Source organism: Marinobacter sp. LV10R520-4 (assembly GCF_002563815.1).
In the GTDB taxonomy this organism is placed as follows: domain Bacteria; phylum Pseudomonadota; class Gammaproteobacteria; order Pseudomonadales; family Oleiphilaceae; genus Marinobacter.
In genome coordinates, this window is record NZ_PDJM01000001.1 from 231,388 (window position 1) to 254,107 (window position 22,720).

General features: G+C 54.9%; 18 protein-coding genes. 7 read left to right on the plus strand and 11 right to left on the minus strand.

Annotated elements, in window-relative coordinates; genetic code table 11:
* Nucleotides 1–7: 7 nt before the first annotated feature.
* From ATG98_RS01070 to ATG98_RS01095, 6 genes are all read left to right on the plus strand, one after another.
* Nucleotides 8–1,711 carry an AMP-binding protein gene (locus tag ATG98_RS01070; RefSeq protein ID WP_098421944.1) on the plus strand — a complete coding sequence of 568 codons (1,704 nt, stop codon included), beginning with the start codon at nt 8–10 and terminating at the stop codon, nt 1,709–1,711.
* Nucleotides 1,712–1,716: 5 nt separating this feature from the next.
* Complete coding sequence (locus ATG98_RS01075) at nt 1,717–3,378, plus strand: phytoene desaturase family protein (protein ID WP_098421945.1); 1,662 nt, start codon at nt 1,717–1,719, stop codon at nt 3,376–3,378.
* Between the two features lie 247 nt (nt 3,379–3,625).
* The gene (locus ATG98_RS01080; protein ID WP_098421946.1) at nt 3,626–4,732 is read left to right on the plus strand and encodes a polyamine ABC transporter substrate-binding protein; all 1,107 of its coding nucleotides are present in this window, start codon (nt 3,626–3,628) and stop codon (nt 4,730–4,732) included.
* A gap of 2 nt (nt 4,733–4,734) precedes the next feature.
* Nucleotides 4,735–5,853, plus strand: a complete 1,119-nt coding sequence (gene potA, locus ATG98_RS01085) for a polyamine ABC transporter ATP-binding protein (protein WP_098421947.1) — start codon at nt 4,735–4,737, stop codon at nt 5,851–5,853.
* 34 nt (nt 5,854–5,887) lie between these two features.
* Complete coding sequence (locus ATG98_RS01090; RefSeq protein WP_098424346.1) at nt 5,888–6,787, plus strand: ABC transporter permease subunit; 900 nt, start codon at nt 5,888–5,890, stop codon at nt 6,785–6,787.
* A complete protein-coding gene (locus tag ATG98_RS01095) occupies nt 6,780–7,607 on the plus strand; it encodes an ABC transporter permease subunit (protein WP_098421948.1) in 828 nt (275 codons plus the stop codon). The genes ATG98_RS01090 and ATG98_RS01095 overlap by 8 nt, the downstream gene beginning before the upstream one ends.
* Before the next feature lie 102 nt (nt 7,608–7,709).
* On the opposite strand, the gene ATG98_RS01100 is transcribed toward ATG98_RS01095, so the two are convergent.
* The 10 genes from ATG98_RS01100 to ATG98_RS22815 all read right to left on the minus strand — a co-directional run bounded on the left by ATG98_RS01100 (nt 7,710) and on the right by ATG98_RS22815 (nt 19,494).
* On the minus strand, nt 7,710–8,705 hold the full coding sequence (locus ATG98_RS01100) for a branched-chain amino acid ABC transporter permease (protein ID WP_098421949.1): 996 nt from the start codon (nt 8,703–8,705) through the stop codon (nt 7,710–7,712).
* A gap of 2 nt (nt 8,706–8,707) precedes the next feature.
* Nucleotides 8,708–9,595: a branched-chain amino acid ABC transporter permease gene (locus ATG98_RS01105; protein WP_098421950.1), complete on the minus strand. Its 888-nt coding sequence runs from the start codon at nt 9,593–9,595 to the stop codon at nt 8,708–8,710.
* A gap of 107 nt (nt 9,596–9,702) precedes the next feature.
* Nucleotides 9,703–10,917, minus strand: coding sequence for an ABC transporter substrate-binding protein (locus ATG98_RS01110; protein WP_098421951.1), 1,215 nt, complete (start codon nt 10,915–10,917; stop codon nt 9,703–9,705).
* A gap of 162 nt (nt 10,918–11,079) precedes the next feature.
* Nucleotides 11,080–12,294, minus strand: coding sequence for an ABC transporter substrate-binding protein (locus tag ATG98_RS01115; RefSeq protein ID WP_098424347.1), 1,215 nt, complete (start codon nt 12,292–12,294; stop codon nt 11,080–11,082).
* Nucleotides 12,295–12,404: 110 nt separating this feature from the next.
* Nucleotides 12,405–13,142 carry an ABC transporter ATP-binding protein gene (locus tag ATG98_RS01120; RefSeq protein ID WP_098421952.1) on the minus strand — a complete coding sequence of 246 codons (738 nt, stop codon included), beginning with the start codon at nt 13,140–13,142 and terminating at the stop codon, nt 12,405–12,407.
* A complete protein-coding gene (locus tag ATG98_RS01125; protein WP_098421953.1) occupies nt 13,139–13,924 on the minus strand; it encodes an ABC transporter ATP-binding protein in 786 nt (261 codons plus the stop codon). Before ATG98_RS01125 ends, ATG98_RS01120 begins: the two co-directional genes overlap by 4 nt.
* Before the next feature lie 143 nt (nt 13,925–14,067).
* The gene (locus ATG98_RS01130; RefSeq protein WP_098421954.1) at nt 14,068–14,484 is read right to left on the minus strand and encodes a PaaI family thioesterase; all 417 of its coding nucleotides are present in this window, start codon (nt 14,482–14,484) and stop codon (nt 14,068–14,070) included.
* Nucleotides 14,481–16,130, minus strand: coding sequence for an AMP-binding protein (locus tag ATG98_RS01135; RefSeq protein ID WP_098421955.1), 1,650 nt, complete (start codon nt 16,128–16,130; stop codon nt 14,481–14,483). Before ATG98_RS01135 ends, ATG98_RS01130 begins: the two co-directional genes overlap by 4 nt.
* A gap of 117 nt (nt 16,131–16,247) precedes the next feature.
* Complete coding sequence (locus tag ATG98_RS01140; RefSeq protein WP_098421956.1) at nt 16,248–17,360, minus strand: AI-2E family transporter; 1,113 nt, start codon at nt 17,358–17,360, stop codon at nt 16,248–16,250.
* Between the two features lie 184 nt (nt 17,361–17,544).
* Nucleotides 17,545–19,494 (minus strand): sigma-54-dependent Fis family transcriptional regulator, encoded by a 1,950-nt coding sequence (locus ATG98_RS22815; protein ID WP_098421957.1) that lies wholly within the window; start codon nt 19,492–19,494, stop codon nt 17,545–17,547.
* 400 nt (nt 19,495–19,894) lie between these two features.
* Here ATG98_RS22815 and ATG98_RS01150 point away from each other — a divergent pair, with 400 nt between their 5' ends.
* Complete coding sequence (locus ATG98_RS01150; RefSeq protein ID WP_179888003.1) at nt 19,895–21,697, plus strand: NAD(P)/FAD-dependent oxidoreductase; 1,803 nt, start codon at nt 19,895–19,897, stop codon at nt 21,695–21,697.
* Nucleotides 21,698–21,790: 93 nt separating this feature from the next.
* Here ATG98_RS01150 and mmsB read toward each other — a convergent pair whose 3' ends face one another.
* Complete coding sequence (mmsB, locus tag ATG98_RS01155; RefSeq protein WP_098421959.1) at nt 21,791–22,678, minus strand: 3-hydroxyisobutyrate dehydrogenase; 888 nt, start codon at nt 22,676–22,678, stop codon at nt 21,791–21,793.
* Nucleotides 22,679–22,720: the final 42 nt, after the last annotated feature.

Genomic DNA, 22,720 nt, shown 5'->3' on the forward strand with positions numbered 1-22,720 from the left:
GCAGACAATGACTCAGACTCTTCCAGGTAATCCTTTACCCAGTTATACCAGTGGCCCGTCCACCACCCCACTGCTGGGCATGACCATCGGTGAAATGCTCGACCGCACCGCCGGAAAGTTTCCTGATAACGAAGCCCTGGTGTGCCTGCATCAAGGCATTCGCTGGACCTATAAAGAATTCGTGGCCAGGGTCAACCAGGCCGCGCGAGCTTTTCTGGCCATCAACGTCAAGCGTGGCGATCGGGTGGGCATCTGGTCACCCAACCGTTACGAATGGACCGTTACCCAGTTCGCCACCGCCAAGATTGGCGCCATTCTGGTGAATATAAACCCGGCCTACGGTGCCCATGAGCTGGAATACGCCATGAACCTGTCGGGCATCAGCGTGTTGGTCACCGCTGACCGATTCAAAGGGTCTGATTACCGTAAAACCCTGTATGAACTGGCGCCCGAACTGAAAGCGAGCGCTGCCGGCAAGATCAAAGCCCGACGCCTGGCGGACTTGCGTGCGGTGATCAACATGGACACCGAACAACACGCCGGCATGTGGAGCTGGGAGGAATTTATCGGGTTTTCCGACCAGGTGGAGCAGCAGGAAGTTGACAAAGTTCAGAACCAACTGCAGTTCGACGACCCTATCAACATCCAGTTCACTTCAGGCACCACCGGCAGCCCCAAAGGCGCCACGCTTACCCACCACAACATTCTTAACAACGGCTTTTTTGTGGGCGAAAGCCAGCGCCTGAGCGAGAAAGACCGGCTGGTGATTCCGGTACCCCTGTACCACTGCTTTGGCATGGTGATGGGCAACCTCGGCTGCGTCACCCACGGTTCTACCATGATCTACCCCGGCGAAGGCTTCGAGCCAAAAGCCGTGTTGCAGGCAGTGCATCAGGAAAAAGCGACTGCGCTTTACGGCGTGCCCACCATGTTCATTGCGGAATTGGCAGAGCCAGAGTTTGAAACCTACGACTTGTCGACCCTGCGCACCGGCATTATGGCCGGCTCTATCTGCCCGGCCGAGGTGATGAAAAAGGTCAACGGCAAGATGAACATGAAGGAAGTTCAAATAGCCTACGGCATGACCGAAACCAGCCCGGTATCTACCCAGACCAGCTCCCAGGATCCGTTCGAGAAGCAGGTGACCACCGTAGGCCGCACCCAGCCCCACCTGGAAAGCAAAATTGTTGAGCCGGCCAGTGGTAATATAGTGCCCCGCGGCGAGATTGGAGAGCTGTGCACCCGCGGTTACAGCGTCATGCTGAAATATTGGAATAACGCCGAAAAAACCCGCGAAACCATAGACGATGCGCGCTGGATGCACACCGGCGATCTGGCCACAATGGACGAAGACGGCTACATCCAGATTGTCGGGCGCATAAAAGACATGGTGATCCGCGGCGGCGAAAACATCTATCCGAAAGAAGTTGAAGAGTTTTTGTACACCCACCCTGCCATTGAAGAAGTTCAGGTAACCGGCATTCCAGACGAAAAATTCGGTGAAGAACTGGTGGCCTGGGTGAAACTTCGGCCCGATGCAGACCCGGTCGATGCCGATGACCTGATCGCATTCTGCAAAGGCAAAATCGCCCACTACAAGATTCCGCGGAACTACAAATTTGTGGAGGCGTTTCCAATGACGGTGACCGGCAAGATCCAGAAGTTCAAAATGCGGGAAATGTCTATCGAAGAAATGGGGTTAAAAAAATAACACCTATGCCAAGTTCCACATCCAGGCCAAACCCCAGCCCTGGGCCCAATCCGAAACCCAGCTCCATACGCGTTGGCCATCGCTACCGCGCTAACCGCCTGAAGGGCCCTTTTGATGCCATTGTGATCGGCTCTGGCATTGGCGGGCTGGCCGCGGCGGCTTGCCTGAGCAAACTGGGTAAAAAGGTGGTGGTGTTTGAACAGCACTACACCGCCGGCGGCTTTACCCACAGCTACGACCGTAACGGCTACGAGTGGGATGTGGGCGTGCACTACATTGGCGATATGGGCGCCAGCCACACCCTGGGCCGGCGCCTGTTTGACCACATCACCGACGGCCAGCTGAAGTGGGCGCCAATGGACGCCCACTTTGACCGGATTTTTCTGGGCGACAAACACGTCGATCTGGTAGCCGGGCCAGAGGCTTTTAAGGCGGAATTGGTCGCAGCTTTTCCTGATGAAGCCAGCGCCATCGACACCTACCTGGACTACCTGCGCCAGGTGTCCAAGGCCATGCCCGGCATTGTGCTGGGCAAGATTTTGCCTGATCTGGCCGCAGGCCCGTTGGCGAAAATCACAAAACGCAAGGCGCCGGCATTTTTGAACAAGCCGACTCGTCAGGTTCTGGAAAGTCTGACTTCCAACCAGGAACTGATTGCCGTGCTCACTGGCCAATGGGGCGATAACGGCCTGCCGCCGGCCCAGTCCAGCTTTATCATCCACGCGCTGATTGCCCGGCATTATTTACACGGTGGTTACTACCCGATCGGCGGTGCGTCGGAAATGGCGAAAACCATTATTCCGGTGATTCAGAAAAGCGGCGGCGAAGTATTCACCTACGCTGACGTCACCCAAATCGTGATTGAAAATGGCAAATCCGTGGGTGTCACCATGGCCGACGGTAACGAGGTTCGTGCGCCATTAGTGATCAGCAACGCCGGTGTGTTTAACACCTTCAACACGCTGCTGCCAAAAGCGGCGCCAAGCTGGGACTACTATCAGGACAAGCTGACCACGGTAGAACGCTCCATGGCCAGCAACTGCCTGTACATCGGCCTGAAAGACACCGCCGAAAATCTGGGTCTGCCAAAAACCAACTACTGGATCTACCCCGGACCCCATTACGAGCAGCAGGTACAGGAGTTCATGGACGATCCTGACGCCAACGAAATCCCGCTAACCTATATTTCTTTCCCCTCCGCCAAGGACCCCAGCTTCGCCGAACGTTACCCCGGCCGCGCCACCATCGAAATTGTCGCCCCCGGCCCGTTTGAATGGTATGCAGAATGGGCGGGCAAAACCTGGGGCAAGCGCGGTGAAGACTACGAAGCCAAAAAGGAAGAATACGCCCAACGTTTGCTGACCAAGCTGTACCAGAAGTTCCCGCATCTGGAGGGAAAAGTGGATTACTACGAGCTGTCTACGCCGCTTTCTACCAATCACTTTTGCCGTTACAGCCAAGGCGAGATTTATGGCGTGGCACACACTCCAGACCGCTTCGAGCAGGACTGGCTAAAACCCAAAACTCGCATCCCCGGCCTGTACCTGACAGGCCAGGACATCATGACGTGCGGCGTCGTAGGCGCGATGATTGGAGGGCTGTTGACGGCCGTGGCAGTGAGCGGTTTACGCGGCCTGCCACTGGCCAAAAAGATGTTTGTAGGCTAACCCCACTTTTAGCCTCCGAGGCGTGAAATACACCCATCCGTACAAACCCAAAGCCCGCAACTAAAATTTTTGTAGCGCTCCGTACGTCCTCGTGTTAAAAATCGAGTAGATACGGCAGGTTCCCCACCGCCGTAGCAAGGACAAGCCTCAAAGGAGTCGCAGTGCGGTCTTCCCTCAGCTGACTTGCACAACACCGCGTGCGTCCTGCACGTTTTGTATTCATCCCTTTTAAGTGAGGGACTCCAAAATGTTCAAGTTGTGTAAGCCACAGGCGCTAGCCGCCGCTGTAGCCTTGTCGTTTTGCGCTTTCTCTGCACTCGCTGCGGAAGAAGTGCGTGTGTATAACTGGTCGGACTATATTGCCGAAGATACCCTGGCGAAGTTCACCAAAGAAACCGGCATTAAAGTCATTTATGACGTGTACGACAGCAACGAAGTGCTGGAAGCCGCACTCTTATCGGGCCGCTCCGGCTACGACATGGTGGTGCCATCCAACCACTACGTAGCCCGGCAGATTTCCGCCAAAGCGTTTGTGGCACTGGATCACAGCAAACTGCCGAACATGACCAACCTGAACCCGAAACTGATGGCGCAGCTGGAAGTGGTCGACAAAGGCAGCCAGTTCTCGCTGCCGTACCTGTGGGGTACAAACGGTTATGGCTATAACGAAGGCCGCATTCAGGAAATTCTGGGCGATAACGCGCCGGTAGATTCCTGGGCGCTGGTATTTGATCCGGACGTGACCACCAAGCTTGCAGCCGGTGGCTGTGGTATTGCCATGCTGGATTCCGGCGAAGAAATGGTCCGTGCCGCCATGGCCTACATTGGCCTGGACCCGAACAGCAACAGCAGCGACGACATCAAAAAAGGCGGTGAAGTGATCAGAGCCGTGCGCCCGAACATCACCTACTTCCACTCGTCCCGCTACATTGGTGATCTGGCCAACGGCGACCTGTGCGTAGCGGCCGGCTATTCCGGCGACATTCTGCAAGCCGCCGCCCGCGCTGAAGAAGCCAATAACGGCAACGTGATTCGCTACACCATCCCCAAAGAAGGCGCCACTCTGTGGTTTGACATGATGACCATACCGGTCGGCGCGCCCAATGTGGACAACGCCCACAAGCTAATGAACTTCCTGATGCGCCCGGACATCATCGCCGAGGTGTCTAACTATGTGTGGTACGCCAACCCCAACTTGGCGGCAAACGAATTTGTCGATGCGGATATCCTGAACGACACCTCCATTTACCCGACGGAAGCCGTTATGGACAACCTTTACCTGATGCAGGGCCGGCCGCAAGACGCACAGCGTCTGATGACCCGCACCTGGACCAGCGTAAAGTCGGGCCGCTAGGGGTGGCGGACGGCGTAAGCACCTCCGCAAACGCGAAGGTGCTACTCAGCATTCAGGGAATCTCTAAAAGCTTTGACAGCACACTGGCGGTAGACGACGTCAGTCTGAACATCAACAAGGGCGAGATCTTCGCCCTGCTGGGTGGTTCCGGGTCTGGCAAATCCACTCTGTTGCGCATGCTGGCCGGGTTTGAAACCCCGGACAGCGGCCGCATTGTGCTGGACGGGCAGGACATTACCGCCCTGCCGCCTTACCTGCGCCCAACCAATATGATGTTTCAGTCTTACGCGTTGTTCCCGCACATGACCGTGGAGCAGAACATCGCCATGGGCCTGAAGCAGGACAAGCTGCCAAAAGCCGAAATCGCCGCGCGGGTGGCTGCCATGCTCAAATTGGTAAAAATGGACGCCTACGCCAAGCGCATGCCGCAGCAGCTTTCCGGTGGTCAGCAACAGCGTGTGGCCCTGGCCCGTTCGCTGGCCAAGCGGCCAAAACTGTTGCTGCTGGATGAGCCCATGGGCGCGCTGGACAAAAAGCTGCGTTCGGAAATGCAGTTGGAGCTGGTGGATATTCTGGAAAACGTGGGCGCCACCTGTCTAATGGTGACCCACGACCAGGAAGAAGCCATGACCATGGCTAACCGAATAGCCATTATGTCTTACGGGCAGATTGCACAGGTGGGTTCACCCATCGATATTTACGAAAGCCCGAACAGCCGCATGACGGCGGAGTTTATTGGCTCGGTGAATATCTTTGAAGCCAGCATTCAGGAAGACAACTCCGACAATATTCTTCTGACCAGCAAGCTGTTAGACGCACCGGTGTTCATTGACCGCGGCGTAACCACGTCGGCCGAGAACACCGACACCCTGATTGCCCTGCGGCCAGAGAAAATCTATCTGACCAGGGACAAGCCAGAGGCTGAGTTTAACTGGAGCCAGGGCACGGTCGAGAATATCGCCTATCTGGGGGATATCACCTCGTATTACGTAAAGCTAGCCAGCGGCAAGCGTGTTCAAGCCACCATGGCCAACGTCGAACGCCGCGGTGAGCGGCCAACCTGGGGCGATCTGGTGTTTGTGTCCTGGGAAGCTTCCAGCCCCATTCTGCTTTGGAATTAATGCCATGAACAAGAACCCGATTCTCGCCTCGTTGATGGCGCGGGTACGTACACTGCTGTTCAATCGGCGCGTGCTGTTTGGCATTCCATTTGTATGGCTGATGCTGTTTTTCTTGTTGCCTTTCGCACTGATTTTCAAAATCAGTCTGACCTCGTCGGTCATGGCCATTCCACCCTACGAGCCGGTGTTCCGGTTCGCGGAAAACACCCTGTCGGTGGTGGTGAATTTTGGCAACTATCTGTTTCTGCTGTCAGACAGCCTGTACGTGGCCGCTTATTGGGGGTCACTGAAAACCGCGTTCCTGGCCACCGTATGCTGCTTGCTGCTGGGCTACCCCATGGCCTACGCCATGGCGCGAATGCCCAAACACTGGCAGCTGGTGATGCTGCTGATGATCATGCTGCCGACCTGGACCTCGTTTCTGATTCGGGTGTACGCGTGGATGGGCATATTGGGCAATCAAGGGCTGCTGAACAGCCTGCTGTTGTGGCTGGGCGTGATCAACGAACCACTGAAAATGCTGAACACCAATTTTGCAGTAATTCTGGGGATTACCTACGCCTATTTGCCGTTTATGGTGCTGCCGATTTACAGCAACCTGGTAAAAATGGACACGCGCTTGCTGGAAGCCGCCTCGGATCTGGGCTGTCGCTCAATGACCACCTTCTGGCGCATTACCCTGCCGCTGTCGAAAGCCGGCATTTTAGCTGGGTCCATGCTGGTGTTCATTCCGGCGGTGGGCGAGTTTGTGATTCCGGAACTGCTGGGTGGCCCAGACACCCTGATGATTGGCAAAGTGCTGTGGGAAGAGTTCTTCAACAATCGCGACTGGCCGGTGGCGTCGTCCCTGGCGGTTGTCATGCTGGTCATGCTGCTGGTACCCATTGTGCTGTTCCACCGTTTCCAGAGCCGGGAGATGTCGAAACATGGTTAACGCCCGAGGTATCAGTTTCTCTCGCTTTATGCTGGTCATTGGCCTGCTGTTTCTGTACCTGCCGATGTTTGTGCTGGTGGTGTATTCGTTTAACGCGTCACGGCTGGTATCCGTGTGGGCCGGGTTTTCTACCCAATGGTACGGCGCGCTGTTTGAAGACCAGCAGATACTGTCTGCGGTGTGGATGAGCTTGAGAATCGCCTTTTACGCCGCCAGCATGGCGGTGTGCCTGGGCACTTTGTGCGCATTTGTGGTGACTCGCTTCAAACGCATGCGGGGGCGCACACTGCTATCGGCGATGATCAGCGCACCGCTGGTGATGCCGGAAGTGATCACCGGTTTATCGCTGTTGCTGCTGTTTGTGCAACTGGCAGAACTGACCGGCTGGCCTGCCGATCGCGGTATGGTCACCATCTGGATTGCCCATACCACTTTTTGCAGCGCTTATGTGGCGGTGGTGGTTAGCGCGCGTTTGCAGGAAGTGGACCGCTCTATTGAAGAAGCCGCCATGGACCTGGGCTGCACCCCACTAAAAACGTTTTTTGTGGTCACACTACCGGTGATTACCCCGGCGCTGGCGTCTGGCTGGTTGCTGGCGTTTACCCTATCGCTGGACGACCTGGTGATTGCCAGCTTCGTGTCTGGCCCCGGCGCCACCACCCTACCCATGGTGGTGTTCTCGTCGGTGCGCATGGGTGTGTCGCCAAAGATTAACGCACTGGCCACGCTGATTATTCTGGCGGTATCGCTGGTGGCGTTTGTGGCCTGGTACCTTATGCGCCGCAATGAAAAAAAGCGGCGCAGTGGCCGCTTTTTTTAATGCCAAAACCGGGGACAGGTTTTGGGGACAGACTTGAAGTCTGTCCCCAACCTTGTTGGCAAAACCGGGGACAGATTTGAAATCTGTCCCTTATCTTCCGGCTTAACCGATATTTTTCTTCATGAACTTCTGTACCTGGCCAACAATCCCGCTCTGGAACATCAGCACGGTCAACACAAAGATAGCGCCAAGAATGGCATCTACCCAGTCAGCCAGCGGGCCTTGCGACAGCTGGTATTCCAGGTTAACCACAAAAGCTGCGCCCACCACCGGGCCCAGCAGGGTTCCGGTGCCGCCTAGCAGCGTCATCAGAATGACTTCACCCGACATGTGCCAATGGGCGTCATTGAGCGAGGCCAGCTGAAACACCACGGTTTTCATGGATCCGGCCAAACCCGCCAAGCCTGCTGAAATCACAAAAGCGATGATCTTGTAACGGTTGACGTTATAGCCCAGGGAAATCGCCCGTGGCTCATTCTGCTTGATGGCTTTGAGCACCTGACCATAAGGGCTGCCCACAATCCGCTGAACCAGAAGATAGCCGGCTAAAAACACCGCCAGCACAAAATAGTACATGTTGAGATTATCGTTCAAATCGATCAGCCCCAGGAACTGACCACGGGGTATGCCGTGCAAGCCATCTTCGCCGCCGGTGAAACTCGATTGCACAAATAAGAAAAAAACCAGCTGCGACAGCGCCAAGGTGATCATGGCAAAGTAGATACCTTGGCGACGAATAGCCACCAATGCGAAGCAGAGACCCAGCAAGGTTGCTACCAGTGTGCCGGCGATAATGCCAAGCTCGGTACTCAAACCCGAAAAAGTGGTTAATAGATAACCGGTGGTATAGGCACCACTGGCCAAGAAGGCTGCATGGCCAAACGACAGCAAACCGGTGAAGCCCAGCAGCAGGTTAAACGCGACCGCAAATAAGGCAAAGCACAGAATTTTCATCAGAAACACCGGGTACATTACCATCGGTGCCACCATAAGCAGAGCCAGCAACACCAGATTCAGTATCAAGCGCCGGCGATGTTCTGATTTTTGCTGATCGAGCATGGTTTTGTGAATATCAGCCGGATTTACGGAATTGCTCATGGTTACGCCTCCTTTCCAAACAAGCCCGATGGGCGCACAAACAGTACAACCACCATCACCAGAAAAATCACTGCCGACGAGGCCGGTGGGTAGAAGGTTTTGGTCAACCCTTCCACCACACCCATCAAGACTCCGGTAATAATCGCTCCGGAAATCGAACCCATACCGCCAATCACCACCACCGCAAACACCACAATGAGAATATGCGAGCCCATCACCGGTGTGACTGAGTAAATGGGTGCGGCCAGTGCGCCGGCAAAGGCGGCTAGCATCACCCCGAAGCCGTAGGTAAGGCTGACCAACAAAGGCACGTTAACGCCAAAGCCCTGCATCAATTGCGAATCTTCGGTACCGGCCCGCAGATAAGCACCAAGCTTGGTTTTTTCAATCATGAACCAGGTGCCAAAGCACACCAATAGCGCAATCACGATCACCCAGGCGCGATAATAAGGCAGGAACATGAAGCCCAGATTCATGCCGCCTTTGAACACGTCCGGCATGGAGTAACGCAAGCCAGACACGCCGTATATGTTAGTCAGCACGCCCTGAATGATCAGCGCGACGCCAAAGGTTAACAAGAGACTGTAAATATGATCCTGACCGGCGATTTTACGCAGCAGGAAATACTCGATGGCAACACCCACGCAGCCCACCAGAATCGGCGCGACAAACAGCGCCGCCCAATAGCTGATACCCAGGGTATCGAACAAAATGACTGTCGCCATGGCGCCGAGCATGTACAGAGCGCCGTGGGCAAAGTTGATAATTTTCAGAAGACCAAAAATCACAGCGAGACCAAGGCTCAACAGCGCGTAAAAGGCTCCGTTAATCAGCCCAAGCAGTAACTGGCCGAAGAGCACAGCGACGGGGATTCCCAGAATCATGGACATGTAGCTAACTCCAAAAGCAATGCAGGGGGCACCGGAGGTTGGTGCCTGTTCTGCTTGATTCCGAGGGCTCCCCGCCGCGAATGCCGGGAGCCCCGTGGTTCAACCGCTTACTTGCCGGTTATCAGCGGGCACTGGCTTTCAGACAGTGGGCGGAAAGCTTCCTCAGCCGGAATAGTGCGCACGATGTTGTACAGATCCCATTCGTTTGTGGACTCGGCCGGGGTTTTCACCTGCGCCAGGTACATATCGTGAACCATGCGGCCGTCTTCACGAATGCGGCCGTTGGTGGCGAACATATCGTTGATGGGCGTGGCCATCATCTGTTTGCGCACTGTTTGAGCTTCATCCGAATCGGTGGCTTTTACCGCATTCAGATATTGAATGGTGCTGGAGTAGATGCCGGCATGAATCATGGTTGGGCGCACTCCGGTTTTTTCCATAAAGCGATCGGACCAGGCCCGGGCGTCGGCATTCATGTCCCAGTACCAGCCAGTGGTCAGCTGAATACCTTGGGCCGCTTCCACGCCCAGTGCATGAACATCCGTGAGGAACAACACAAGAGCCGCCAAGGTCTGACCGGACTGGGTAAGACCAAATTCACTGGCGGTAGTAATGGCGTTTGTGGTGTCTGCACCGGCGTTGGCCAGAGCCACAACATCAGCTCCAGAGCCTTGGGCTTGCAGAATAAATGACGAGAAATCTGGCGTCGGGAACGGGTGGCGAATAGAACCAATGATCTCACCACCGTTGGCTTCCACTACCTTTGTTACGTCGGCTTCAAGAGATTGGCCAAAGGCGTAATCGGCAGCAAGAATGAACCATTTTTTACCGCCTTCTTTCACGATGGCGCTGGCTGTACCGTTAGCCAGTGGGTAGGTGTCGTACACATAATGAATGTGGTTAGGCGTGCAATGCTCGTTGGTAATACTGGAAGACGCAGACCCGGACACAATGCCCAACTTGCCATTTTCTTCCAGAATGTCGATGACCGCAAGAACAACTGACGATGCCACCAGGCCGGCAATCAAATCAACGTTATCGTTTTCAACCCAACGACGCGCGGTGCTGGAAGCCACATCGGGGCTGTTGCGGTCATCGGAGCTTATGACTTCAATCTTGGCGCCATTGACCGTGCCACCGAAGTCTTCGATCGCCATTTTGAGCGCGACTTCACCGTTGGGGCCAGCGAAGTCCCGGTAGGTACCCGACATATCTGCCAGGTAGCCGATTTTAACCATGTTGTCCGATATGGCTGCATGGGCACCACCGACCAGCATGGTTGAGGCAATGGCCGACGTCAGGAGCTTTTTCATAATTGTCATTGTTGTATTTCCATTAATGTCTTTGTTTTTGTTATCTTCTTATGGCTCGGAGCCAGCTGTTACCTCGTTACGTCTCCTATGGAGTACGCAAATCAACCGGCTCCGCTTTCTGCCTAACAGGCGTCAGACGCCAAAAGACTGGGAGCCCCGTGGTTCAACCGCTTACTTGCTGGTTATCAGCGGACACTGGCTTTCAGACAGCGGGCGGAATGCTTCGTCCCCTGGAATGGTGCGGATGATCTTATAAAGATCCCATTCATTTTTGGACTCGGCCGGAGTTTTTACTTGCGCCAGGTACATGTCGTGAACCATGCGGCCGTCTTCACGAATGCGGCCGTTGGTGGCGAACATATCGTTGATGGGCGTTGCTATCATCTGCTTGCGCACTGCTTGAGCTTCGTCTGAACCCGTGGCTTTTATGGCGTTCAGATACTGCGTGGTGCTGGAGTAGATACCGGCATGAATCATGGTTGGGCGCACTCCGGTTTTTTCCATAAAGCGATCGGACCAGGCACGGGTGTCGTCGTTCATATCCCAGTACCAGCCAGTGGTCAGCTGAATACCTTGGGCCGCTTCCACACCTAGGGCATGAGCGTCCGAGAGGTACAAGATAAGAGCCGCCAGGGTCTGACCGGACTGGGTAACACCAAATTCGCCGGCGGTGGTAATGGCGTTGGTGGTATCGGCGCCAGCGCTGGCCAAAGCCACAACATCAGCTCCAGAGCCTTGGGCTTGCAGAATAAATGACGAGAAATCCGGAGTCGCTAATGGGAAACGAATAGTACCAATGACTTCACCACCGCTGGCTTCGACAACCCTTGTTACGTCGGCCTCCATAGCGTGGCCATAGGCGTAATCGACGGTGAGGATGAACCAAGTTTTGCCGCCTTCGTTAACGATGGCGCTGGCTGTGCCGTTAGCCTGTGAGTAGGTGTCATAAATATAGTGGATATGGTTGGGCGTGCAATACTCGTTGGTAATGCTGGAGGCTGCAGATCCGGACACAATACCAAACTTGCCGCTCTCTTCCAGAATGTCGCTAACCGCGATGCTGACCGACGATGCCACCAGGCCGGCAATCATGTCGACGTTGTCATTTTCAACCCAACGACGCGCGGTGCTGGAGGCAATATCCGGGCTATTGCGGTCGTCTGCGCTGACGACTTCAATTTTTTTGCCGTTCATTTGGCCACCAAAGTCGGCCACGGCCATTTCCAGGGCTATCAGGCCATTTGGCCCCCCCATGTCACGATAGCCGCCTGACATATCGGCCAAATAGCCGATTTTAACCATATCATTGGAGATTTCTGCCTGGGCAGCGCCAGCCATCAGGGTGGTCGCTATGGCGGTGGTTAGCAGCTTTTTTATCATTGTCATTGTCATTGTTATTTCTCCACTACGTTCATACGTGATTTTTATTGGTTTTTAACGTCGATTACTGCACTTACACTTGTTTTTATTGAGCCCCGTTCTGCAAGTTTTTGTAATTACACCCCCAGATAGCCGTTCAGCAGAGAGCGTTTGGAGTCCAGTTCTGCGGCACTTACTTCCGCCACAATCTGGCCATGCTCGACCACGTAGTGCCGATCCGCCAGAGGCGCAGCAAAGTGGAAGTTCTGTTCTACCAGAATAATAGTCAGACCTTTATTTTTGAGCTTCATCAGAACCTCACCCAGCTTTTCCACAATCACCGGGGCCAAGCCCTCGGTAATCTCGTCAAGCAGCAGCATATTGGCACCGGTGCGAAGAATGCGTGCCAGAGCCAGCATCTGCTGCTCGCCGCCTGACAGTTTGGTGCCAGGGCTGGCGCGGCGCTGATACAGGTTAGGGAACATGGTGTAAATTTCTTCCAGACTCATACCACCACTGCGAACAACAGGCGGCAGAGTCAGATTTTCCTCTACATTCAGCGACGCGAAAATTCCGCGGTGTTCGGGACAGAACCCCACGCCAAGACGCGCTATGTGGTGGGGCGCGCAGCTCATGGTTTCTTCACCGTTGATCATGATCGAACCGGTGCGCCGGCCCACCATGTTCATGATGGCTTTGAGCGTGGTGCTACGTCCGGCGCCATTGCGCCCAAGCAGGGTTACCAGTTCACCCCGATTCACGACCAGATCAATGCCGTGAAGGATGTGGGACTCGCCGTAAAACGCATGCAAGCCAGAAACACGCAGCTGTTCGTAGTCTTTTTTTCCAACTTGGTTTTTGACAGCCTGGCTCATGCGCTGGCCTCCTGTTCCGACGCCTGAGGATCGCTGGCGCTGCCCATATAAACTTCCCTCACCCGCGGGTCTGCCGACACGGTTTTGTAGTCGCCTTCGGTAAGCACCGCACCTTGAGCCAGCACGGTAATGCGGTCACAGAGTTTACTGACAACACTCAGATTGTGTTCCACCATCAGCACTGTGCGGCCCGCGGCCGCTTTGCGCACCAGTTCGACCACCTGATCAACATCCTCAGCACCCATTCCCTGGGTGGGCTCGTCCAGCAACATCAACTGCGGCTCCATCGCTAGAGTGGTGGCCAGTTCCAACGCGCGCTTGCGGCCGTAGGCCAGCTCGACGGTGGTGGTGTGGGCGAACTCTGCGAGCCCTACTGAATCCAGCAACTCCATTGCGCGATGGTTCAGTTTGTTCAGACAGTTGCCGGACTTCCAAAAACTGAATGAGTTGCCTTCAAAGCTTTGCAATGCCACCCGGATGTTTTCCAGGGCCGTCATATGTGGGAACACCGCCGAAATTTGAAACGACCGCACCACGCCTTCGCGGGCAATAGCGGCGGATTTCATCGTGGTGATATCTCGACCATTGAATAAAATCTGGCCTCGAGTAGGAATCAGGAATTTTGTGAGCAGGTTAAACACCGTGGTCTTTCCTGCACCATTAGGCCCTATCAGCGCGTGAATATGGCCTTTGCGGATGTTCAGGTTAACGTCATCAACGGCGACAAAGCCTTTGAATTCCTTAACGAGGTTGCGCGTTTCCAGCACGTACTCTTCGCTCATGAGCCAATCTGCCTTTGTTATTGTTGTACATCAGAACTAATCATAGAATGTATTGACGTATACGTAAACGTCAATCCTTAATTTTGTGGTTTTTCCGTGTTTTTTTTGCTGACCACCTATGGACACAACGCTGAAGCCCTCTATTAACGTTGCGGCGGTATGGAGTAAGTCATCGTAGAATGTGCGACCGGCTCATCGACACCCAGGGAATATATAAACACCTCCCCTACCCCCATGGTTTTGCCGACCTTAAGCATGGTGGCACGGGCCCATATGGGCTGATGCGCTACCGGCTTACGCAGGAAGTTGATATTCAGGTTGGTAGTGACCGCCAGCGGCACCAAACCAATTCTGGACAGCAGAGCCGCGTAGAGCGTGACATCCGCCAACCCCATCATTACAGGACCAGACACGGTGCCGCCTGGGCGCAAATGGGTTTCGTCTACGTCGAGCATCATTTCGGCGGTGCCATCGCCCAGCTTGCACAGAGTGCCGAACGCAGCACCTTGCGGAAACTGCTCGTCCAGAAAAGCCTGCAACTGCTCTATTGTCACTTTCATTCGCTGGCGTCTTCTCGGGCGCGGTCGCGCAGAATAAAGCGTTGGATTTTGCCGCTAGGCGTTTTGGGCAGCTCGTCTACAAACTCGATCTCGCGGGGGAAGGCGTGCGTTGACAGGCGCCGGCGCACGTGGTTTTGCAATTCTTCTCTCAAAACCTGGTCATCGGCCGGAATCTGGTCGCTTTTGATCACCACGTAGGCTTTGATGATGGCGCCACGCTTTTCATCGGGCTTGGCCACCACACCAGATTCGGCCACCGCCGGATGCTCCAGCAATGAGCTCTCCACATCCGCTGGTCCTACCCGATAACCCGCAGTGGTAATAATGTCGTCGTCGCGCCCACTGAACGAGAAACTGCCGTCGCCGTTGTTAATGGCCATATCGCCGGTCAGGTAGTAACCATGGGCGAACGGGTCTTTTTCACCCCAGGTGTAGCCATCGAAATGAAACAAAGGTGATGCAGCCACATCAATGGCGACCTGACCGGCTTCGCCGGCACCCACCTCTTCGTTCTTCTCATTCAGTGCCACAACACGATGCCCCAGCGATGAGAAGCCCATGGCACCCTCTTTAACCGGGTGCGCCAGGCCGTGGAAGTTACAGCAGGTCATGCCTGTTTCAGTCTGGCCGTAGTGATCTTTTACCTCACAAAAGTGACGACGGCGAATCCAGTTAACCACTTCCGGGTTCAATGGCTCACCGGCGCTACTCGCTACCCGTAGCCCGAGATTTTCACCTTCAGGCAACACGTGATCATTCGCTTTCAGCAACCGATAGGCCGTGGGCGCCGCCGCAAGATTTGTAATTTTGTACTTGCGGATCATGTCGTAGGTGCTTTCAGGTGTGAACGCGTTGGGGTTGAAGTGGGTCGCGTGACCCATCAGCAGCGGCCCGATAACCGCGTAATACAAGCCGTAGGCCCAACCCGGATCGGCTACGTTCCAAAATGTATCGCTGTCACGAAGGCCCACCGCATCGCGCATGTAAACGTAAAATGACAAGAGTGCGCGGGCTGGAACAGACACCCCTTTGGGCTTGCCCACGGTGCCCGATGTAAACATTTGCAAGAAAGGATCAGTACCTTTGATCAGCACCGGTTCAAACTGGTCGGACTGCTCGCTCAGGGCCTGATAAAAGTCAGCATCACCATGACCAGCTTCCGCCGAATCAACACACAATACCGGCGGGCAGTTTTTAACGTCATCCAGCTTTGAACGGTTTGCCGGATTGGTGACAATCAATTTGGTGCTCGCCCGTTCCAGGCGGTATTCGATGGCGCCAGAGCCGAACGCGGTAAACAGCGGTTGATAGACAGCGCCAATGCGCCAGGCGCCCGCCATAACAATGAGCAGTTCCGGGGTGCGCGGTAACAAACCCGCAACACGGTCGCCCTTACCCACTCCCTGCGTCTTCAGGTAATTGGCAAAACGGGCGGACGTCTGCTTCAACTCGGCAAAGGTAAGAACGCCGTCACCGCCGTCTTCCGTCTCGTAATACAGCGCAACTTTTTCGGCATTGACTGCCCATTTGTCGCAAATTTCATGGCAAACATTCAGCCCGCCGTCCAGGCGACCATCCAATACCTCGGCCTCCAGAGCAGCAAGGTCAAAATGTTTGTACGCATCGACGTATTCCGGAAGGCTCATTTTTTGCTCCTGTTATTTTTGTCTGTGGTTCTACGTGCATCAGATTTATCATAGGCGCTAGTTTACGTAAAGGTAAACTTTAGGCCAAGACCCCGCCGGGCAACCGTTATCTGCTTTTTAGCGTGCAATAATTTTATAAACTGGACGGAGGCGTGGAATCTGCTTGAGTACACCCTGAATAACCGTCATCAAGGGTACAGCCAGTACCACGCCAACAGGGCCCCATAACCAACCCCAGAAAAAGATCGAAACGAATATAATGACCGGATTGATCGCCATGCGGAAACCGTAGATCCACGGCTCGATGAGTAGACTCACCATGGTGGTCATTATCAGATAACACGCGGGCGCAATGGCGATCATCCATAGAGCATCAAGGCTCACCGCGGACACAATGGTCAGCAGCACTAGGGTCAGAATAACGCCCAGATACGGAATAAACCGCGCCAGCCCGGCAAGCAGACCCCACACTGCCGGGTCGGGAAGGCCAATGGCCCAGGCCATCAGCCCGGTGGCAATGCCCACCGAGGTGTTGCTGATGGCCAGAACCCCCAGATACTGGGCAATCTGATGCTGGGAGTCACGGGTAATACGCAGTACACGCTTGCGTTCGCTAAGCGGCAATTGGCGCACAAAATTGCGGATAAGCCGGTCACCACTGACCAGCAGAAAATAGGTTAACGCCAGCGCCAGCGCCAGCCCCGCCAGGGCGCTACTGGCCTTGGTCATCAATTGACCACGCCATGATTCGGTTTGCAAAATCAGGGTGCGGGGTCCTTCGGTTTTGGCACCGCCGTCCCGTTCTGACAACCGCTCTACCGACTGCTCCACCCTTTCGGCGGACTGTGTCACCTTATCGATTTGCTGCATTAGTTGGCTGTCGTCTACGAGCAGCTTGGAAATACCCTCTGGCGCTTTGCCTGCCCATTCCAAAGCCGGGGTAACCACCGCGTACGACAGTCCGACAATTCCAGCCAGCAAAATCAGCACCAACACCAGTGAACTAACCATGCGGGGAATACGAAGCTGGGACAAGCGCGTTACCAGGGGCGACAACACCAGACTGGTCAGCAGTGCCAGCACCATCGGCAGAATTATTTGATGGGCCAGGTAAAGGGTGTACAAAATGCCTAAAATGAATAGCCCGTAAATGGGGGTCGCCAAATCGGCGATGGTTTTCTGCCGCGACGGCTCGGGCTCGCCGGGGCTCACTATGTGTTTTTCTTCCATGCTCGTAATAGGCCTACTGCCGCGCGGCAAAGCCCCTTGAGGAGGGGCCACTGCCGTCAAATGTGTGGAAGCCTCAGTAGCCAGACGGAACACCGGCGGCTGACAAAGCTTACAGACAGCTTACCTGCACCGCTGAATTAGCGCATTAGGGTTAAATAATGGCTCGCCCATTGCGATCAAAACCTTACCGCTTGCCTAAAAACCGTGGTTGCTCAATACCATGATGCTGCAGCCACCGATATATGGTGGGCCGGGACACGTCGAAACGCCTGGCCACTTCGGTAATGTTCCAGCGATAGGTTTCAAGTGCCACCAGCAGGCAACGGCGCCTGTCAGGACTTTCACTCAGCTCTGTAGGCACAGACACACTCTTTTGTTTCAAGCAGGCTTCTGGCAGATCTTCGGCGGTGATTTCGCGGTTATCACAGGTGGCTTCCGCAAAGGCCAAAGCGTTGACCAATTCACGAATATTTCCTGGCCAGTGGTACCCCAGCATCGCGCTCATGGCGTCGGCCCGAATGTGGACGTCCTGGACTTGATCCTGTTTAATCAACTTTCGCAATACGCTGTTAATAACATGCTGGCGATCGGCTCTCTGGCACAGCGAGGGCAATTTTAGAGTCGCACCGTTCAAGCGATAGTATAGGTCAGAGCGGAAAGCCCCCGCCTGAACTAGCTGTTCAAGATTCTGATGGGTTGCCGCCATGAAACGGCAGTTCACCCGAATCGGTGCCTCTGCGCCAACCGGCAGAATTTCGCCTTCCGCAAGCACCCGCAACAGCCGGGTCTGTAAATGCAGGGGCATGTCTCCGATTTCGTCCAGAAACAGTGTTCCGCCTTCTGCCTGTTGAATCAGGCCGCGCATGCCTTTGGCACGCGCGCCGGTAAACGCGCCGGCCACATAACCGAACAGCTCACTTTCAATCAGGGATTCTGGAATTGCCGCACAGTTAACAGCGATGAACGCGCCGCTCGCGCGGCTGCCTGACTGATGTATGGCCTTGGCCAGAACTTCTTTGCCAGTACCCGTTTCACCAAGAATCAGTAGCCCGACATCGCGATTTCGCAGGCGTTTAGCCAACGAAAGGGTACGTCGCATAACCGGGTCGTCGGCGGCCAGCTGATCCAATTCCGGCACGCGTTCGTCGTTACTGGCCTTTACGCTACCGGAGTAATCGGCCGGTTTGGCTTTTGGTTTGATCAGTGTGGCAAACAAGGTGTCTTTATTGGCGTGATGCCTGAAGGCCTTGACCTGATCATCATGATCGTAAGGAATGCTCCAGATATCCCGAAGATCGCATTCAAACAATTCGGTTACCCCGGAAACCCCATTCATAAGGCCGGCTGCATTTTCGGGCATGAGCGAGCGCCCTGCCGTATTGGCGGCTTCGATGCGACCACCTTCATCAATCGCAAGCAGATACTGGCCATTGACCTGGACAAATTCACGGGAAACGCCGCAGCGTAGAACGGTCTGATTACGGTAGCGCCGTAAGAAATAAGCGTCTTCAATCAGGCGTGCATAAAGTTGAGTCAGGTGCAGAGCGAAAGTCTGGCTTTCACGGGCGTTTGGCGAATCCAGGGCCGATATGTCGAGCACCGCAAGCAAATCGCCGGAAGGGTCGCGAATCGGCGCCGACGTGCAGGTAAGGCTGATGTGCGTTGCATCGAAATGGTCAACCCGGTGGCAGGTCAACGCTTGCTGTTCCTGGATGCAGGTGCCCACAGCGCAAGTGCCGGCATACTGCTCGTTCCAATCGGCACCTAGATAAAGCCCGGCTTTGCGCAAACGCCGGTCGTAGCGTCGGTCGCCAAGATATTGAACGGTAATCCCCCGGTGGTCGGTTAGCAGAACCACGTAACCCAGGCCCGCAATAATCCCGTAAAGCTGGTCTACCCCTGCCCGGGCTACGTTCAGGAATTCGTCCACCGAGTCCTGGTGCTCGCGCAAGGTCTGCTGCGTCACAATGCGGGCGCTGCGTGGCCGGCTCGGGTCCATGCCGTAGTCTTCAATGCAGCGTTTCCACGACCGCCCGATCAACTCGGCGCTTGGCGTTAGCGCCGGGTACGAGCCTTTTGCCGCAAAGTTCAGGATTGAATGAATATGACGACTCTGCGCCAGCTGATGGGTCATAACAGGCCTCGCGATGCTGTGCTTATTTTGTTGTTGTTCACGACGGATATAAAGGCAACCAACAAAGAGCATAGACCGCACAACCCCATAACGACATGCTTCGTTGGTACTCTTTATTCGTGCCCCCCGCATTACACCTGTAACACTATTGAACCCTGCTGTGTGTCAGGTGTAACGCCAGAACCCTCTAACGCCGGTTCCAACACCTTTTGCCACACAGTTTAAAAATATTTACTTCATTATTTTCAATGCTTTATATTTCGAAGATTTTTCTGAAAGAACTGGCATGCCTGCTGCAACCTGATAATTGTCATGAAAGGATCAATTCCTGCAGTGGGTGCCCCGCACCCCGGTAACAAAAACAATCCAACACCGGAAAGCTACGATGACGGAGACCAAGATGACTGAAACCAAAATGACAGCGACCCAACAAGCCAGGCAATGGCTTGACAATTTTGAGGAAACCCTGAATTCAGACAACCCCGCGCAAGCCGCCGACATGTTCGAAGACAATGGTTTTTGGCGCGATCTGGTCACCATGACCTGGAACATCAAAACCATGGAAGGGCGCGACGCCATTCGCGATATGCTCAGCGCCACGGCCAAACAAGCCCGGCCCGCGAACTGGCAGATTTCCGAGGAAGCCACCGAGCAGGACGGGGTGATTGACGCCTGGGTTAGCTTTGAAACCGTCGATGCCATCGGCAAGGGCCATCTTCGCTTGCGCGATGGCAAGGCGTGGACGCTGCTGACAACCATGCAGGAGCTGAAGGAATATCCGGAAAAGCGCAAATTTCGCCGCCCCAAAGGCGCAGAGCACGGCGCCAGCAAGTCGCGTAAAACCTGGCTCGAAACCCAACAGGACGAGCAGCAGGAATTAGGCTATAGCCGCCAGCCGTATTGCGTCATTATCGGCGGCGGCCAGGGTGGTATTGCCCTGGCCGCCCGCTTGAAGCAGCTGGACGTACCCACCCTTGTGATAGAACGCAGCGCCAAAGCCGGTGACTCCTGGCGCAACCGTTATAAGTCACTGTGCCTGCACGACCCAGTATGGTACGACCACCTGCCTTATTTGCCCTTTCCCGATCACTGGCCCGTTTTTGCACCAAAAGACAAAATTGGTGATTGGCTGGAAATGTACACAAAAATCATGGAGCTCAATTACTGGAGCTCCACCGAATGCACCGCAGCCCGCTATGACGAAACCAGTAAAGAGTGGGTAGTCGACGTGGTTCGTGACGGCGAAAAGGTGACCCTGCGCCCGCAGCAACTGGTACTGGCCACCGGCATGTCCGGCATCCCGAATATTCCTGACATTCCGGGTATGGACACGTTTGAAGGCGAGCAACATCACTCCAGCCGGCATCCCGGCGGCGAAGCCTTCAAAGGTAAAAAGTGCGTGATTCTTGGCGCCAACAACTCCGCTCACGATATCTGTGCGGCGCTTTGGGAAAACAACGCTGACGTGACTATGATTCAGCGCTCATCGACTCACATCATCAAGTCGGACACATTGATGGATGATGTTCTTGGCGGGCTCTATTCGGAACAGGCGGTTGCCGATGGCATGACAACGGAAAAGGCTGACCTTACCTTTGCGTCTGTGCCTTTTCGAATCATGCCTGACTTCCATATTCCGGTTTACCAACAGGTGGCCGAAAAAGACGCCGATTTCTACGGACGGCTGAAAAAAGCCGGCTTTATGTTGGACTTCGGCGACGACGGTTCCGGCCTGTTCATGAAGTATCTTCGCCGGGGATCGGGTTACTACATTGATGTGGGTGCGTCAGAGTTGGTGGCAGACGGCGAGATAAAGCTGAAAAGCGGCGTCAGTATTGAACACATCAACCCACACTCTGTGACCCTCACAGACGGCACAGAACTGCCTGCAGACCTGATTGTGTACGCCACCGGTTTTGGCTCTATGAACGGCTGGGCAGCACGCATTATTTCTGAAGAAGTTGCTGACAAGGTGGGGAAATGTTGGGGAATGGGATCGGACACCACCAAAGACCCAGGCCCGTGGGAAGGTGAACTGAGAAACATGTGGAAACCCACGCAACAGGAAGCCCTGTGGTTCCACGGCGGCAACCTGCACCAGTCCCGGCACTATTCGCTGTATCTGGCGCTGCAGTTAAAAGCGCGTAAAGAAGGCATTGATACGCCGGTGTATGGACAAGAATCGGTACATCATTTGTCTTGATTAACCACAAGGGCTGGCCGCAATGGTCAGCCCTTGTTATTTCCTGCCAGTTGCTCTCTACCGGATACTCTCTACCCGTTAAACTTTGCTGGTTTACTCTGGGCTGTAAAGCCGCTGAATACTGGAAAAATCCAGATCAGCGTTGCCCTGCCCTGCGTGCAACGAGAACAGATTACGAGCCAGTGAGCCCATAGGAATCGACGCCTGGTTTTTCACCGCGTTGTCGAATGCCAGGCCTAGATCTTTGGTCATCAGCTTTACCAAAAAGCCACCTTCGTAGTTGCGTGATGCCGGCGCCGCTTCCATCACTCCCGGCCAGGGGTTATACACGTTCAACGCCCAGTTACCGCCAGAGCTTTGCTTCATGATTTCCGACAGTACGGCTGGGTCCAGCCCGTTCTTCACACCCAGAGCCAGCGCTTCGCTGGTGCCTGACATGAGGATAGCAAGCAGCATGTTGTTGCAGATTTTGGCCACCTGCCCCGAACCGTGTTCACCGGCACGGAAAATATTCTTGCCCATGTCCTGCAAAATAGGCTGGGCCGCTGCGTAATCGGCCTCTGAGCCACCGCAGATAAACGTGAGCGTGCCGGCCTTTGCGCCACCAACGCCACCGGACACCGGTGCATCCAGAAAGCGGAGTTTGTGCTCTGAGGCTTGCGCCGCTACTTTTTTGGCGGTTTCAGGGGCAATGGTCGACGAATCGATCACCAGGGTGCCTTCAGGCAAAGCTGCCAGTAAGCCTTCAGCGCCCAGATAAACCGCTTCTACGTGCTGGCCAGCGGGCAGCATGGTAATCACGCACTCAGCGCCTTTAACGGCCTCATGGGCGGTATCGGCGGTGCTCGCGCCTTCGGCTTTCAGCGCGCTGACGGCGTCTGCCGACAAATCAAACACGGTGACTTGGTGGCCGGCTTTCAGCAGATTGCTGGCCATAGGGCCGCCCATATTACCAAGGCCAATAAATGAAATAATTGCCATCGTATTTCCCTCTTTTGTTTTAGTGCGGTTTCTTTTGTTAAG